Raw genomic sequence first — 14,123 nt, forward strand, 5'->3', positions numbered from 1 at the left:
CGCCATGAATGGCGGCCCTACGGGGTTTTACCAGGTTTTGTAGGGTCGTCATTTATGACGACCGTCCCACAAACCGCACCAATCTCACTGCGCGCTGGCACCGATCTCTTTATCCCAACGTCCCAGCAACGCATTACGTTTGGCCGAATCGCCGTAAGTTTTGAAGTCGTAATCGATCAATTTGATGTTCTCGAAACGCGGCGCGTACTGCGAAATTTCCGCGTTACGGTTCGACGGCAGCTGGAAGGATTTGGCCTCTTTCATATGCGATTGCGCTTCGGCGCTCAGCGCCCAGTCGTACCAGACTTTAGCGTTGGCGAGGTTGCGCGCCCCTTTGACAATCGACATCGAGCCAATCTCATAGCCGGTGCCTTCACACGGCGCGACGGTCTTGATCGGGAAACCGTCCACTTCCATCGCCACCGCATCGTGCATAAACACGATGCCGACGGTGGTTTCGCCGCGCGCTGCGGATTTCACCGGCGCGGATCCCGATTTGGTGTACTGCGAAATATTGGCGTTGAGTTTTTTCAGGTAATCAAAAGCTTTATCTTCACCCATGATCTGCACCAGCGTTGCCAGCGTGTTGTAGGCGGTACCCGACGAGTTCGGGTTGGCGATCTGAATTTCGCCTTTGAAGCTTGGGTCCAGCAGATCGGCCCAGCATTTCGGCTCTTTCAGCTTTTTCGACTCCAGCAGTTTGGTGTTGTAACCCCAACCGAGCGCGCCGGCGTAAATGCCCACCGTGCGGTAATTAGAGTTTTCCGCCTGCTTCTGCGCCCAATCCTGTTGCTGATCGAGCAGTGGCGATTTGTACGGCTGCGTCAGTCCCTCTTCCGCCGCCTGCATATGTGGATCGCCGGTGCCCGCCCACCAGATATCGGTGCGCGGATTACGTGCTTCGCTGCGCAGCCGTGCATAGGCTTCGCCCGCCGAGAGGCGCACCATGCTGACTTTGATATCCGGATGCGCCTTGCTGAAGATGTTGGTCATGTACTCGCACACCACCACATCGGCGGAGCAAACCATATTCAAATTTCCCGCCGCCGAGGCGGCAAACGGCAGTGCAGTGCAACAGAGGGATAGCGCGATGGCCATTGAGGTGACTCGCATAGTGTTCTCCTGGATTGTAGGGTTAGTGCTTCATTGGCACCTTTTCTTGCACGTGTGTGCAAAGTAGTAATGAACAAGAAATGTCCTGTCAAACACCACGCTGCGCAATTGTTAGTCGATGTCACAAAAATGCAACAAATGAGATCTAAAGCGGTTTGCACAGCTTTGCAATCTGAGGCAGACTCAGTGGCAGCCAGATTGTGAAGAGGTGTTGAGCATGCAGCATGAGAAAGCGGTGGTCAGTGCGCAGGATGTCGCTGAACGCGCGGGCGTTTCGCGCTCGGCGGTGTCGCGCGCGTTTACGCCGGGCGCCAGCGTGTCACCGGCAACGCGTGAACGGGTGATGAAGGCGGCGGAAGAGTTGGGTTATCACGTCAATCATCTGGCGCGTGGTCTGGTAAGCAATCGCAGCAGTATTGTCTGCCTGATCGTCTCGGAAATTGCCACGCCCTATCGCGCCAGTTTGGTGCGCTGGCTGACGCAGTTTCTGCAGGAAGCAGGCAAAGTGGCGATGCTGATCAACACCGATCGCTCGGACAACAGCGTTTCAGCGGCGCTGCAGCAGGCGATTAATTTCCGCGCCGATGCCTCGATCATTCTCTCCGGCATGCCGGATCGCACCATCACGCGCCAGTGTTATAAGCACGGCCAGCGCATCATTTTGATCAACCGCGATGAAGCGCTGCCAGGTTCGCTCAGTATTAATCTCGATGCGGAGAGCGCCGCGCAAACCGCGGTGATGGCGTTTCAGCGCGCCGGTTGCCAGCATCTGGCATTTGCCAATTCGCTGGCGGGCACGCCGAGCCTGAAAAAACGTGAAGACACCTTTGTCGCGACTGCGGAACGTGCGGGATTAAGCGTGACGGTGGAACGCTTTGGCACCACATCGTATGAAAGTGGCCAAATTCTGGCGCACCGCTTGCTAACGCGTCATCAGCGGCCGGACGGCGTGTTTTGCGTCACCGATTTGGTGGCCTGCGGGTTTATGGATGAAGCGCGCCACCGCTTTGCCCTGCGCGTTCCGGAAGATCTTTGTTTGATCGGTTACGACAACATCGCGCAGGCCGGCTGGTCCTCCTACAATCTCACAACCTTTTCCCAGCCGGTTGAGCAGTTCGCGCAGGATGCGGTGAAGTGGCTGATACAAACCGAGCAGGATGAAACCGGCTTCACGCCGCAAGGTGAACAGCAGCACGATAGCCTGCTGTATCAGGCCGATGTGGTGTGGCGCGGTTCGGTACGCGGCGGCTGACAAACGTGCTTTACCACGCCGCGCAGCCAACGATGCGCGGCATCGTTTTCCAGTCGCGGATGCCATAGCTGTGACACGGTCATTTCCGGCGTGGCGAACGGCAGTTCAAACATCGCTAAGGTGTTGCTGTTTTTGATCAGCGGATGATGCATAAACAGCGAACGCGGCACTAAGGCGACCAGATCCGATTCCTGCGCCAGCGCCACCGCGCTGGAAAATGCCGGCACCAGCGCCGCGACCTTGCGTGTCAATCCGGCCTGCTGCAGCGCATCATGAATCGGCCCACCCAGCTCACCGCGACGTGACGCCACAATATGACCATAGGCGGCGAACTGGGCGATATCCAGCTGCTGCGTGAGCGGATGTCCGGCGCGCACCACGCCAACAAAGCCATCGCGAAACAGCGCCTGCAACCGAATTTCCGGGCCCATATTGCCCAACACGCCAATCTCCAGATCGATATTGCCTTCACGCAAATCGCGCGCGCTTTTCTCTGGCTTGGGCACAAAACTGAGCCACGCGTGCGGCGCTTGTTCAGCCACGGCAGCGATCAGCGCGCTGCCAAAGGCTTCGACGAATCCCTCATTGGTGCGCAGGGTGAAGCAGCGATCCAACTGACGCAAATCCAGCGACTGCGCCGTTGGGCTTAACACCGCGCGCGCCTCGCGCACCGTGTGATGCGTGCGCTCGCGGATCGCTTCGGCATAAGGTGTCAGCACCATGTTGCGTCCGGCGCGCACTAACAGCGCATCGCCGGTGGTGGCGCGTAAGCGTCCAAGTGTGCGGCTCATCGCCGATTCGCTTAAGCCTAAGCGACGCGCAGCGCCAATCACGCTGCCTTCAATCAGCAGCGCATCCAAAGCAATTAACAGGTTGAGATCGGCATCATTCATGCGGGTTATCCTCGCCGATTCGACGCATCGAGACAAGGCGTTTGGTGCAGGTTAATACTGTCAATGCTGCGCGTTCCGCCTGCCATCAACCGGCGCTACACTCTATCCATAGCAAACACCGAGGAGAACAATATGAACATTTTACTGATTGGCGCATCGCGTGGACTGGGTTTAGCGCTGGCGGAAACCATGCTGCAGCGCGGTTATCAGGTGGTCGCCACCGGGCGTGAAAACTCGACAGGAAATTTACAGCAACTGGCCGATCGCTTCCCCGCACAGCTCAGGGTAGAAAGCGTGGATATCAATGAACCCGAACAGGTCAAGGCGCTGCATACGCGGCTGGCGGATCGCCAGTTCGATATGCTGTTCGTTAACGCGGGAGTGAAAAATGACGACCGCGAAACCATCGCCGATGTCTCAACCAGTGAGTTTACTCGCGTGATGGTGACCAACGCGCTGAGCCCGCTGCGGGTGATTGAGACCTTCAAAGATTGTGTGACGCCAAGCGGCACCATCGCCGTGATGTCATCCGGCCAGGGCAGTTTGACCAACAACACCAACGGTAATTACGAGGTGTATCGCGGCAGCAAAGCGGCGCTGAATATGTTTATGCGCAGTTTTGCCGCGCGCAGTGGCGGCGAGCGCACATTATTGCTGATGGCGCCCGGCTGGGTGCGCACCGATATGGGCGGGCCGGAAGCGCGCCTGACCATTGAGGAGAGCATCCCGAATCTGCTGAATACCATGGAAAGTTACGCCGGACGGCGCGGGATTCATTATCTGGATTATTTAGGGCGCGTGGTGCCGTGGTAAACGAGCAGGTCGGCATAACGGTCGCCATAAATGGCGACCCTACGGAATTCCCGCCGTCCTGTCGTAGGGTCGCCATTCATGGCGACCTTATCAACCCACGCAACACATCCCGCAGCCAGCGGTTGGCGGCATCTTCGCTGCGCGCGTTATGCCACAGCAGCGACACTTCATAATCCGGCATGCTGACCGGCACGGGCGCGGCGCTCAGGTCATATAACGCGCACCAGGATGACACCAAACCCTGCGGCACCGTAGCGAACAGCGGAAGACGCTTCAGCAGCATCGGCAGCGCGGAGAAATTCGGCGTCACATAACGCACGCGCCGCGCCATTCCATGCTGTTGCAACTGCCGATCCAGCGCGCTTTCACTTACGCCGCGATACGACACCAGCGCGTGATCGTAACTAACAAACTGCTGCAGCGTCAGAGGCGCATCGAGTTGAATCTGCTCACGGTGCCAAACCGTGCTGAAACCCGCACGCAGGATCTTCTCACGCGTAAGATCGCGGCTGGTTTCGTTGCCGACCGTCATCACCACATCGGCCTGCTGCTGCTCCATCAGCGGAATCGCCTGCCACGGATCGGTGGCAATGACTTTCACATCAACCTTCGGCGCCACGCGCGCCAGTTCTGCCAGCAAATCCGGCATCAGCCAATTTTCCAGCCAATCGCTCATGCCAATGCGAAAACTGTAGCTATCTTCTGCCGCGGTAAAGGGCTGCTGCGTGAAGATCACGCGATGCAGATCCTGCATCAGCGGCGCGAACTGCTGCACCAACTGTTCGGCGCGCGGCGTTGGCGTCATCCCATTCGAGGCACGGACAAACAGCGGATCGTCAAACATCTCACGCAGACGCTTCAACGCCGCGCTCACCGCCGGTTGCCCAAGATAAAGCCGATTTGCCGCCAGCGTGACGCTGCGCACCTCGTACATCACCAGCAACACCACCAGCAAATTCAGGTCGATGCGTGCAAAATCATTTTCGTTGATGCATTGCATGATTTTAATCGATTTAAATAATGAGCTTACCGCCAGTATAGTGAGGCTTCTTCGCTGCAACCAGGCAATAAGGAGCACCCCATGACGATTCGCGTCGGCGATTGCCGGATTACCAAAGTGAGCGAACAAACCGCTGCCTTCCCGCTGGGCGTGCTGTTTACGCCGCATCGCGCGGAAATGAGTGATGAAATAGCCAATCAACCTGCTGAAATGTCGATTCACAGCTGGGTGGTGCGCACCGGCCAACATACCATCATCATCGATACCGCCACCGGCAACGGCCGCAACCGCGATAACAAACCGCTGTTTCATCAGCTGAATACGCCGTATGCCGAAAACCTGGCGCGCGCGGGCGTTGACCCGGCGGCCGTGACGCTGGTGCTGATGACACATATTCATACCGATCACGTTGGCTGGAACACCCATCAACAAGACGGTGAATGGCAACCGATGTTCCCGAATGCGCGCTATATCTGCTCGGCGCGGGAACTGGCGCATTGCCAGCAGAATCCAGCGGCGCAGGAACTCTATCGCGATAGCATTCTGCCGCTGATCGCGAGCGGACAGCTGGAGACTATCAACGTGCAGGATTCCCCGCTGTTTGCTGGCGTGCTGCGCTATCTCTCCACGCCGGGTCACTGCGGCGATCATGCATCGATCGTGTTAGAAAGCGCCGGTGAATCGGCCATCTTTGCCGGTGACGTGATGCACAATGCCATTCAGTTTCAGTATCCACACTGGAACTCACTGTTTTGCGAGGATAAAGCGCTGGCGGCTACTTCAAGGCAACGCGTGGTGGACTGGTGCGCACAACATCAGGCAATCTGGTTCAGCACCCACTTTAATGGCAACTCGTGCGGACGCGTCACGCGCGACGGGCAATGGATTCCGCTGGAGGATTAACCTGATGCAATACGCTGATTATCTCACCGCTTCGATTAACGATTTACAGCAGGCGCTTACCCAGCGCACGGTGAGCGCTCGCCAGTTAACGACGTTCGCGCTGCAACGCATTGCCGAGGTGGATCAACCGCGCTACAACGCCATAACCTGGCTGTTTGCCGATCAGGCGTTAGCGGCGGCGGACGCCAGCGATGCGCGTCGTCAGCGCGGAGAAGTGGCGGGACGTCTGGAAGGGATTCCGGTGCTGATCAAAGACAATATTGAAGTGCAAGGCTGGCCGACCAGCGCCGGTTCGGTGCTGCTGCGTGAGGTTATCGCCAGCGATGATGCGCCGCTGGTTAGCCGGCTGAGAAAGGCAGGCGCGATTCTGATCGGCAAAACCGCCATGCATGAGCTGGCGGCAGGCATTACCGGCGCGTCATCGTTGAGCGGTTTTACCCACAATGCGTGGGTTGAAGGCCGCTCGCCCGGCGGATCGAGCAGCGGTTCCGCCGTAGCGGTCGCGGCCGGTTATGTGCCGCTGGCGATCGGCAGCGATACCGCCGGATCGGTGCGCATTCCGGCGGCCTTTAACGCATTGTTCGGACTGCGCATGACGCGCGGCGCCATCAGCACCGACGGCATCGTGCCGCTGTCGCCAACCCAGGATATTCCCGGCCCGCTGGCGCGTTCGGCGGCGGATCTGCGTTTAGCCTCTGAGATTTTGAGCGGGCAACAGTTTGCCGAGAGCGATGAGCCACTGCGTATCGGCATCTGGCTGGAAGGTTTTGCTGCCGATGAAGACGAGATTAATCAGACGGTACGCGCGGCGCTGGCGGATTTCGCGCCGCGTGAGGTGAGTTATCCGCAGCTGGAGACATTGGCGGCTGACGCCAATATCATCGGCTACGAATTTGCCGGTGCGCTTGCGGCGTATCTGGCGGATAAACCGCAGGCGCAGAGCCGCACGCTGGCGGAAGTGGTGGCGTCAAAGCGCTACCATCCACAGCTGGAAACGGTGTTTACCACGCGGGCGCAGCATCCGGGCGTGGAGAGTGAAGGTTATCAGCAAGTGCAACAGCGTCAGCGAGATCTGTATCTGCAGCTGGCAGAGTTTTTCGCCGCGCAGCAGATCAATCTGCTGGCTTATCCAGTGGTGCGCCGTGCGCCGGTTAAGCACGGCGAGATGCAGGAAGGCAGCAACGCGCTAATTTCAGCGGTGACCGGCGCGCCGGCGATCAGCATTCCGGCGGGATTCAGCGCCGAAGGTTTGCCGATTGGTCTCGAGCTGCTGGCGCTGCGTGGGCGGGAAGATTTGTTGCTGAGTGTGGCGGATAAATTCAGGTGCGCATAAATGCGCACCCTTCTTACCCGTGCAACGCCAATCCCTTAATCGCCTTATCTACTGCCTTCTTCGGGCCGCGCAACGCAATGCCGACCAGATTCAAATTATCGGCATCCTCCGCCATAAACACTTCGCGGTTCGCCGCGTCGTGGCCGGTGGAGAACATCGCTTCGACGTAAGGAATAATGGTTAACTCACGCTCTAATCCCTGACGATGCGCGCGCTGTAAACCGGCTAAATCACCGGCAAACACCAGCATCGGCTGGCCCGCCATGTTGCCGTAGTGACGCGCTTTGGCATCAACATAGGGCTCGCCCATCATCTCGGGTGCGGCGGACGCCACGCCGGTGGCAAGAAACGCCACCACATTCAGGCGCTGCCAGGTAGCTAAATCATCACGTACGATCAGGGCGATTTTGGTATCAAACATCTGCAACAACTCTCCAATGACAACGAAAACCTCATCATCTAAGAGCGGACGGGGAAGCGTATAGAACGTTTGTGCACTGACGTTGATAAGCGGCGGGCGTCATGCGATAGGCGCGCTGGAACCAGCGGCCTAGATGGCTTTGATCGGCAAATCCCACCTGCGCTGCAACGTTTACCGGCTCAATGCCCTGTGCCAGCAAGATGCGCGCGCTGCGTAAGCGTAACCGTACCAGATAGGCATGCGGCGATTGGCCAAACGCCTGTTTGAACTGGCGCGTCAGGCGGAAACGATCGATGCCGGAAAGGCGCGAAAGCTCATCCAGTCCAATATCCTGCACCATAAAATCGTGCAGATAGTCGCGCAGCAGCTGCATCTGACGCATCGCTTCGCTGTGCTGCACGCTGGGTTTGGTATCCAGATGGCGCGACAGCATGGTAAGCAAGTGATCGAGACTTTGATCGCGCGCCAGCCGCCCTTCGCCCTGATGCACCGCAAACCAGGCTTGCTGAATGGCGCTGGCTAACAGCGCATCGTCGGTCAGCGTGTGGCGGAAAGCGCCTTCGATATTCGACACATCGCCCAATCCGCGCCGCTGCATCATTTCCGCCACCCAACTCTGCGGCAAATAGAGCATCACGTAGGTGAATCCCTCAGCGTCCGGCGCGTGTCCATCGTGTACCGCGCCCGGCTCAATCAAAATCGCCCGACCCGGCGTGCTGGTGTGTAGCGAACGGTGGCAGTTGAAGCGTTGTAAACCTTGCTGCGTCACGCCCACCAGCAGTTCGTCGTGATCGTGCGGATCGTATGCGTGTCCGCGAAAATGCGCGTTGACGCTTTCAATCCCGGTTTCATCGTCACGACGAAAATCAACCCAATCGTTTTTGGCTGGCATAAGCATTCTCAGGCAGAGATATCAGGCATAGCCTAGCAGCCGAAACCACAGATAATCCAGCGGTAACAGCAACAGCACGCTAAGCAGAAAAATCAGTGCGCACAGCTGCAAACCGGCCTTCGCCGGAACATTGCCGAGTCCCATCGCCACCACCACCGGCGATGCCTGATACGGCAGCAGCGGCGTGGCGTAGGCAAACACTTGCAACATGATTACGGTGAGCAGCGGAAAGCCGGACGCGTTCGCCAGCTCTTGCGCCATCGGCGTCACCATCGCCGGTACGCCGTTGGCGGTGAGCACAAAATTCAGCAACGACACCAGCGCATTGAGTACCGCGAAATTGCTGAAGGATGGGTTTGCGTGCAGAGGCAATACGTTCAGCAGTGCGTTGGAGATCATCCGTCCCAGACCGGAATCCACCACCAGCGTGGCGACGCCAAGAATCCCGGCAATGTAGATGCAGGTGCGGAAATTCACCCCGCTGGCGAAGTCATCGCTGGAGATAAAACCCATGCGCGGCAGCAAACAGATGCAGGCTGCCGCCAATCCTACCCATGCAGCCGGTAAGCCGTGCACGCTGTCGGTCATCCACAGCAGCAAGGTGATCGCCAGCAGGCCGATCAAGCGCCATTCGCTGCTGCTGAGCGCGCTTAAGGTATCGCGCTGTAGCACCGCTTTGGGCTGAGCTCGAAACAGAAATAGCAGGCAACCTATCAATAACAATCCCTTAGCGATACCCACCACCGGCATGTGCAGCAACCACCACGGCAACCATTGCAGATGTAGCTGATACGCGCTTTCCGCCGCGCCGCTCAGCACCAGGTTCGGCACATTGGCGGGCAAAATGCTGGCCGATAGCTGGAAAGTGCCAAATCCCACCGCCAGCGCCAGGCCAATACTGCCACGGCTGCCCGCTTTGATTCCCGCGCGTTCGCCCATCGCCAGCACCACCGGCATCAGCAGCGCAATGCGTCCCATATTTGAGGGCATGACAAACGCCAGCAGATAAGTCAGCAGCACGGTGCCTGCAATCATGCGCGGCCAGCTCTGGCTGAGCGGCACCACCAGCCAGTTGGCCCAGCGCTGCGCCAGGCCGACTTTGCGGATCGCCGCGCCCAGCACAAAACCGCTCAGCACCAGCCAAAACGCCGACGAGGCAAAGCCGCTGAATACGCTGCTGGCGGGGGCTAGCTGTAGCAACATCGCCGCCGCGAAAAACAGCAGTGCGGTGACGTATTCTGGCAAACGCGCGCTGGCCCACAGCAAAATGGTAATGCCGACCACCAGCGCGGTGAGCCAGAAGTTGAGATCTGCGGTCATTGGTGAACTCCCTTTCTATTTCAGGTCGCCATAAATGGCGACCCTACGAAAAATGTGCCGATCATTTGTAGGGTCGCCATTTATGGTGACCATCCGAAAAAAGCGCCAATCATTTGTAGGGTCGCCATTTATGGTGACCATCCGAAAAAAGCGCCGATCATTTGTAGGATCGCCATTTATGGTGACCATCCGAAAAAAGCGCCAATCATTTGTAGGGTCGCCATTTATGGTGACCATCCGAAAAAAGCGCCGATCATTTGTTGGGTCGCCATTTATGGTGACCATCCGAAAAAAGCGCCAATCATTTGTAGGGTCGCCATTTATGGTGACCGAAAGACGCTTAACTGACGAGTCTTACGCCATAAATGGCGATCCTACAAGTTCGTGCGGGTTGCTGGTCGCCATAAATGGCGACCCTACGAGTGGGCTAGCTGCGTGAGCCAACGGATCAGCGCGTCGCTGCCTGGCTGGCTGAGAGAACGCTGCGGCCAGGCAAGAAAATAGGGTTTGCTAAGCGGCAGGCTAAGTGGATCGACGATCACCAAATCGCCGCGCGCCAGTTCGTCAGCAATCAAACGCCGCTGACCGAGCAGCAAGCCCGCGCCTGCCACGGCGGCATCAATCGCCAGCGAAGTGAGATTGAAACTGAACGATGGCTGCGTTGGCGGATCGTCAATGCCCTTCGCCTGAAACCAGCTGCGCCAGTCGGGTAAAAAGCGCCCTTCGTTGCCCCAGTCAAGGTGGATCAGCGGCGCGTGCTGCAACACATCCTGATCGGCAAAACGTTGCAGTAGCGCCGGGCTCGCCACCGGCAGCACCTCATCAAGGAACAGCAACTGCTTATCCAGCTGCGGATAGCGATCTTCGCCGAAACAGATAACAAAATCGGCGGGCGTGGCGTTGAAATCCACCTGCGTATGCGTGCCGTGCAGCGCTAAATCGATCTCAGGACACTGCTCGCGCCACTGAGCAATATTCGGCAGCAGCCATTTTGAGGCCAGCGCTGGCAACGAGTAGAGCGTTAAACGCGGTGTTGATGCCGCATGACGCAGGTTTTGCTGACCGAGATGCAGAATGTCAAACGCTTCGGTGACATAACGCAGATACTCTTTGCCCATCTCCGTCAGCATCACGCCGCTTTGCGTGCGCACAAACAGCGCGCTGCCTAATTGCTCTTCCAGCTGGCGGATTTGCTGGCTCACCGCAGCGGGCGTTAACGCCAGTTGCGCAGCCGCTTTCGCCAGGCTGCCCAGCTCCGCCGCCACTTTGAACGATTGAATGACGCTGATTTTGGGCAAACGCGGTGATGGCGCGGGCATTAAGGTTTCCTTAGCAAGGTGTTAAATTTTTATCGTTACGTATTAACATATCAGCGAGTTACAGTCTTTACACACCTGTAACACATGAGAAGTGAAACTATGTCTGCCTTGATTCGTTTCGATCTGCATCCGCTGGCCGATGCCGACTGGCGTCGCGCCTGCCGTGAGCAACTTAATCAGCACGGCGCTTTAGTTTTGCGTCAGTTCCTGCAGCCCGCCGCGCTGCAAGCCATCATTGCCGAAGGTGATGCGCAACGCCATCTGGCGTATCACACCGCCAGCAAACACAACGTTTATCTGATGAAGAAAGATGAGGCTTTCAGCGCCGATCATCCGCGTAATCGCGATGTCATCAGTACCAAAGGCTGCATCACCGATGATGTGATTGCCGCCGATTCACCGCTGCGTCAGCTCTATAACGATGAACTGTTTAAAAGCTTCCTGTGCGATGTGTTGGGAGAAGAGGCGCTCTATCCGTATGCCGATCCGCTTTCGTCGATCAATCTGCACTACGCGCCCGACGGGCAGGAACTGGGCTGGCACTTTGATAACTCGTCGTTCGCCATCACGCTGCTGGTGCAGAAGCCGCGCGCCGGCGCGGTGTTCCAGTACGTGAAGGATCTGCGTGACGCCGATGCCGGCGAGATGAATTTCGACGGCGTGGCAGCGGTGCTGGATCAGCGCCAGCCGGTAGACGCGCTGGCGATTGATGCCGGGGATTTGGTGCTGTTCCGTGGCCGCAATTCGCTGCATCGCGTCACGCCAACTGAAGGCGATATCACCCGCATGCTGGCGGTGCTGGCGTATAACACCGAGCCGGGCATTGCGCTGTCGGAAACCGCCCGCATGACCTTTTACGGACGCTTATAAATCGATTAATGCCCGCCAGCCGCGCACGAAGATTTGCTGAGTACGAAAGGCCACCAGCGCCCGCCAGTCAGCGTCGGCGGGCCAGAATCCTTCCACCAGTTCCTGCTTAATCGCCTGCCCGCTTTCACTGGCTGGATCGCCTTGCAGATGCAGCCAGTGATCGTCGCGCACGCGGCGATGCATCTCCTCGCCGGGATAGGTGCCGCACTCCACCACCAGCGGCAAAATCTGCGTGCTCGAAAGCGAGGTCAGCAGGAATTGCGACACATAGCCGGTGGCCGTCGCGGTGACGCCGGTTTCGCTGTCGCGTCCCGCGCCGGTGAACAGCAGCGTTAACCATTCGCCGTAAATCGCGTTGCCCCAGTCATGTGCGGCGAAGCGCTGTTCGGCAATCGACAGCAGCATCGGATGTCCCCATGCGCCCGCGCCGGTGTGCAGATCGAAGCTGATGATGGTTTTGGCCTGCGAAAGGTGATTGGCGATGATGGTTTCCAGCGTGCGATACGACCAGCTAGGCTGTTGGCCGCCGTAAAAGAAACCGTCCGCCGCGCCATATTGCCCCGCTTCCACCACGCGTTTTACCGCCTGCCAACCGGCGCTGTTCAGCGTTTCCGCTAACAGTTTATCGGCGCTGGCGCGATCGCCATGATAAATGCCATGCCACGCGGCGTAATCCGGATTGGCAGGTGCGGGCTGTGAAAAATCGATGAAGTTGCGATTGAGGTCGATGTTGTCTTCATTGACGCGGCGTAAATGCGCCGCGCCCCACGGATTGAGCAGATGCAGCATCACGATGGCGGTGTCAGAGGGCAGCGCCGTGAGGTTGAAGGTATCCAGCCAGGCAATTTGGCAATCGGAGCCGTAATAGCCTTCCACGCCGTGCGTGCCGGAGATCACCAGCATCAACCGGGATGCGTTAGCATCGCCGATTATCGCCACATCGGTGAAAAGTTCCTCTCCTTGCGGACCGGGTAACGGATGCGCGTATGACGTTAATGCGCCGTTTTGCCGTTGGACGGCGGCGAGAAAACGGGCGCGTTGGGTTGGGTAGTGAGGTAAGTTTTGCATGATTTTTTGAATGAGTGTGGGTGCGATTGGTGGGCGAGGTCGCCATAAATGGCGACCCTACGTGCATATGACGTTTACGGATAGACCTTAAACTTGAAGTACTTCTTCGCCAGTTGATCGTAAGTGCCGTTGCTGTGCAGTTCCGCCAGCGCGGTGTTGATCAACTTCAGATTGGCCGCATCATCTTTGCGCAATCCAATGCCTACACCATTGCCCAACACTTCTTTATCCACCAGCGTGGCGCTGATGACGTAGTCTTTACCTGCTGGCGTGCTAAGAAAACCTTGTTCTGCCGAAACCGCATTCGCCAGGCTGGCGTCGAGACGTCCCGCCACCAAATCCGGGTAAATCTCCATCTGATTAGGGTAAGAAACCACACTCACGCCTTTGGTTGCCCATTGCGCTTTGGCGTAGGTTTCCTGAATAGTGCCCTGCGCGACGCCAATTCTTTTGCCACGCAGCGCGTTAATGTCTCCGGTTAGCGGAGCGTTGGCCGGTGTAAGTAACGCGCTCGGCGTGACATAGAGCATATCGCTGAAGGCTACCTGCTCGCGGCGTTTCTCGGTCATCGACATCGCCGAAAGAATGGCATCAAACTTTCTTGCCTGCAGCGCCGGAATGCTGCCATCAAAACCAATCTGCACCCATTGGCACTTCACTTTGGCCTGGGCACAAATCGCGTTACCGAGATCGATATCAAAGCCCTGCAGCGAACCGTCGCTGGCTTTGGATTCAAACGGCGGGAAAGTAGGATCAACGCCGAAACGCAAGGTTTGCTGAGCAAAAGAAGCGTGGCTAAACGCGCTCAGTGAAAGCAGTAAGGCAAAGGACAAACTTTTCTTCATTGTTATCTCCGGCAGGTAGCTAAATTCACAACGTCATACAGAGTTAATAACATGGTGGACATGATCTCACTACAGAAATTA

The 14,123-nt window shown here is 57.6% G+C and carries 14 protein-coding genes; 5 read left to right on the top strand and 9 right to left on the bottom strand.

Annotation, left to right across the window (positions count from 1 at the left end):
- Positions 1-84 precede the first annotated feature (84 nt).
- Positions 85-1,113 (bottom strand): ABC transporter substrate-binding protein, encoded by a 1,029-nt coding sequence (locus VIJ98_RS23690; protein ID WP_323271696.1) that lies wholly within the window; start codon positions 1,111-1,113, stop codon positions 85-87.
- Positions 1,114-1,330: 217 nt separating this feature from the next.
- Between VIJ98_RS23690 and VIJ98_RS23695 the strand changes: the two genes are divergently transcribed.
- A complete protein-coding gene (locus VIJ98_RS23695; protein WP_008109401.1) occupies positions 1,331-2,365 on the top strand; it encodes a LacI family DNA-binding transcriptional regulator in 1,035 nt (344 codons plus the stop codon).
- Here the strand turns inward: VIJ98_RS23695 and VIJ98_RS23700 are convergent.
- On the bottom strand, positions 2,323-3,258 hold the full coding sequence (locus tag VIJ98_RS23700; RefSeq protein WP_323271697.1) for a LysR family transcriptional regulator: 936 nt from the start codon (positions 3,256-3,258) through the stop codon (positions 2,323-2,325). The two genes, VIJ98_RS23695 and VIJ98_RS23700, sit on opposite strands and share 43 nt — an antisense overlap.
- Positions 3,259-3,390: 132 nt before the next feature.
- Between VIJ98_RS23700 and VIJ98_RS23705 the strand changes: the two genes are divergently transcribed.
- Positions 3,391-4,071 (top strand): SDR family NAD(P)-dependent oxidoreductase, encoded by a 681-nt coding sequence (locus VIJ98_RS23705; RefSeq protein ID WP_323271698.1) that lies wholly within the window; start codon positions 3,391-3,393, stop codon positions 4,069-4,071.
- 76 nt (positions 4,072-4,147) lie between these two features.
- On the opposite strand, the gene VIJ98_RS23710 is transcribed toward VIJ98_RS23705, so the two are convergent.
- Entirely contained in the window at positions 4,148-5,071 is a 924-nt protein-coding gene (locus tag VIJ98_RS23710) for a LysR family transcriptional regulator (protein WP_323271699.1), read from the bottom strand.
- A gap of 81 nt (positions 5,072-5,152) precedes the next feature.
- On the opposite strand from VIJ98_RS23710, the gene VIJ98_RS23715 reads away from it, so the two are divergent.
- Positions 5,153-5,974: an MBL fold metallo-hydrolase gene (locus VIJ98_RS23715; RefSeq protein WP_323271700.1), complete on the top strand. Its 822-nt coding sequence runs from the start codon at positions 5,153-5,155 to the stop codon at positions 5,972-5,974.
- Positions 5,975-5,978: 4 nt separating this feature from the next.
- Positions 5,979-7,307 (top strand): amidase, encoded by a 1,329-nt coding sequence (locus tag VIJ98_RS23720; protein ID WP_323271701.1) that lies wholly within the window; start codon positions 5,979-5,981, stop codon positions 7,305-7,307.
- A gap of 13 nt (positions 7,308-7,320) precedes the next feature.
- On the opposite strand, the gene VIJ98_RS23725 is transcribed toward VIJ98_RS23720, so the two are convergent.
- The 4 genes from VIJ98_RS23725 to VIJ98_RS23740 form a co-directional block, all read right to left on the bottom strand.
- A complete protein-coding gene (locus tag VIJ98_RS23725) occupies positions 7,321-7,728 on the bottom strand; it encodes a DUF2000 family protein (protein ID WP_061719118.1) in 408 nt (135 codons plus the stop codon).
- Positions 7,729-7,762: 34 nt separating this feature from the next.
- Positions 7,763-8,620: an AraC family transcriptional regulator gene (locus tag VIJ98_RS23730; RefSeq protein ID WP_323271702.1), complete on the bottom strand. Its 858-nt coding sequence runs from the start codon at positions 8,618-8,620 to the stop codon at positions 7,763-7,765.
- Between the two features lie 21 nt (positions 8,621-8,641).
- Positions 8,642-9,940, bottom strand: a complete 1,299-nt coding sequence (locus tag VIJ98_RS23735; RefSeq protein ID WP_323271703.1) for an SLC13 family permease — start codon at positions 9,938-9,940, stop codon at positions 8,642-8,644.
- Positions 9,941-10,356: 416 nt separating this feature from the next.
- Positions 10,357-11,259, bottom strand: a complete 903-nt coding sequence (locus VIJ98_RS23740) for a LysR substrate-binding domain-containing protein (RefSeq protein ID WP_323271704.1) — start codon at positions 11,257-11,259, stop codon at positions 10,357-10,359.
- 99 nt (positions 11,260-11,358) lie between these two features.
- Between VIJ98_RS23740 and VIJ98_RS23745 the strand changes: the two genes are divergently transcribed.
- The gene (locus VIJ98_RS23745) at positions 11,359-12,129 is read left to right on the top strand and encodes a 2OG-Fe(II) oxygenase (RefSeq protein WP_008110103.1); all 771 of its coding nucleotides are present in this window, start codon (positions 11,359-11,361) and stop codon (positions 12,127-12,129) included.
- Here VIJ98_RS23745 and VIJ98_RS23750 read toward each other — a convergent pair.
- A complete protein-coding gene (locus tag VIJ98_RS23750) occupies positions 12,124-13,197 on the bottom strand; it encodes a DUF2817 domain-containing protein (protein WP_323271705.1) in 1,074 nt (357 codons plus the stop codon). The genes VIJ98_RS23745 and VIJ98_RS23750 overlap by 6 nt on opposite strands.
- A gap of 74 nt (positions 13,198-13,271) precedes the next feature.
- The gene (locus VIJ98_RS23755) at positions 13,272-14,042 is read right to left on the bottom strand and encodes a transporter substrate-binding domain-containing protein (protein ID WP_323271706.1); all 771 of its coding nucleotides are present in this window, start codon (positions 14,040-14,042) and stop codon (positions 13,272-13,274) included.
- Positions 14,043-14,123 lie beyond the last annotated feature (81 nt).

Origin of the sequence: Pantoea sp. S18 (assembly GCF_045689705.1) — a bacterium.
GTDB classification, from domain to species: domain Bacteria; phylum Pseudomonadota; class Gammaproteobacteria; order Enterobacterales; family Enterobacteriaceae; genus Pantoea; species Pantoea symbiotica.

Bases quoted from the DNA above. Each gene is read 5' to 3' on its own strand.
- VIJ98_RS23690 (WP_323271696.1), bottom strand. From the start codon at position 1,113: ATGCGAGTCACCTCAATGGCCATCGCGCTATCCCTCTGTTGCACTGCA.
- VIJ98_RS23695 (WP_008109401.1), top strand. From the start codon at position 1,331: ATGCAGCATGAGAAAGCGGTGGTCAGTGCGCAGGATGTCGCTGAACGC.
- VIJ98_RS23700 (WP_323271697.1), bottom strand. From the start codon at position 3,258: ATGAATGATGCCGATCTCAACCTGTTAATTGCTTTGGATGCGCTGCTG.
- VIJ98_RS23705 (WP_323271698.1), top strand. From the start codon at position 3,391: ATGAACATTTTACTGATTGGCGCATCGCGTGGACTGGGTTTAGCGCTG.
- VIJ98_RS23710 (WP_323271699.1), bottom strand. From the start codon at position 5,071: ATGCAATGCATCAACGAAAATGATTTTGCACGCATCGACCTGAATTTG.
- VIJ98_RS23715 (WP_323271700.1), top strand. From the start codon at position 5,153: ATGACGATTCGCGTCGGCGATTGCCGGATTACCAAAGTGAGCGAACAA.
- VIJ98_RS23720 (WP_323271701.1), top strand. From the start codon at position 5,979: ATGCAATACGCTGATTATCTCACCGCTTCGATTAACGATTTACAGCAG.
- VIJ98_RS23725 (WP_061719118.1), bottom strand. From the start codon at position 7,728: ATGTTTGATACCAAAATCGCCCTGATCGTACGTGATGATTTAGCTACC.
- VIJ98_RS23730 (WP_323271702.1), bottom strand. From the start codon at position 8,620: ATGCCAGCCAAAAACGATTGGGTTGATTTTCGTCGTGACGATGAAACC.
- VIJ98_RS23735 (WP_323271703.1), bottom strand. From the start codon at position 9,940: ATGACCGCAGATCTCAACTTCTGGCTCACCGCGCTGGTGGTCGGCATT.
- VIJ98_RS23740 (WP_323271704.1), bottom strand. From the start codon at position 11,259: ATGCCCGCGCCATCACCGCGTTTGCCCAAAATCAGCGTCATTCAATCG.
- VIJ98_RS23745 (WP_008110103.1), top strand. From the start codon at position 11,359: ATGTCTGCCTTGATTCGTTTCGATCTGCATCCGCTGGCCGATGCCGAC.
- VIJ98_RS23750 (WP_323271705.1), bottom strand. From the start codon at position 13,197: ATGCAAAACTTACCTCACTACCCAACCCAACGCGCCCGTTTTCTCGCC.
- VIJ98_RS23755 (WP_323271706.1), bottom strand. From the start codon at position 14,042: ATGAAGAAAAGTTTGTCCTTTGCCTTACTGCTTTCACTGAGCGCGTTT.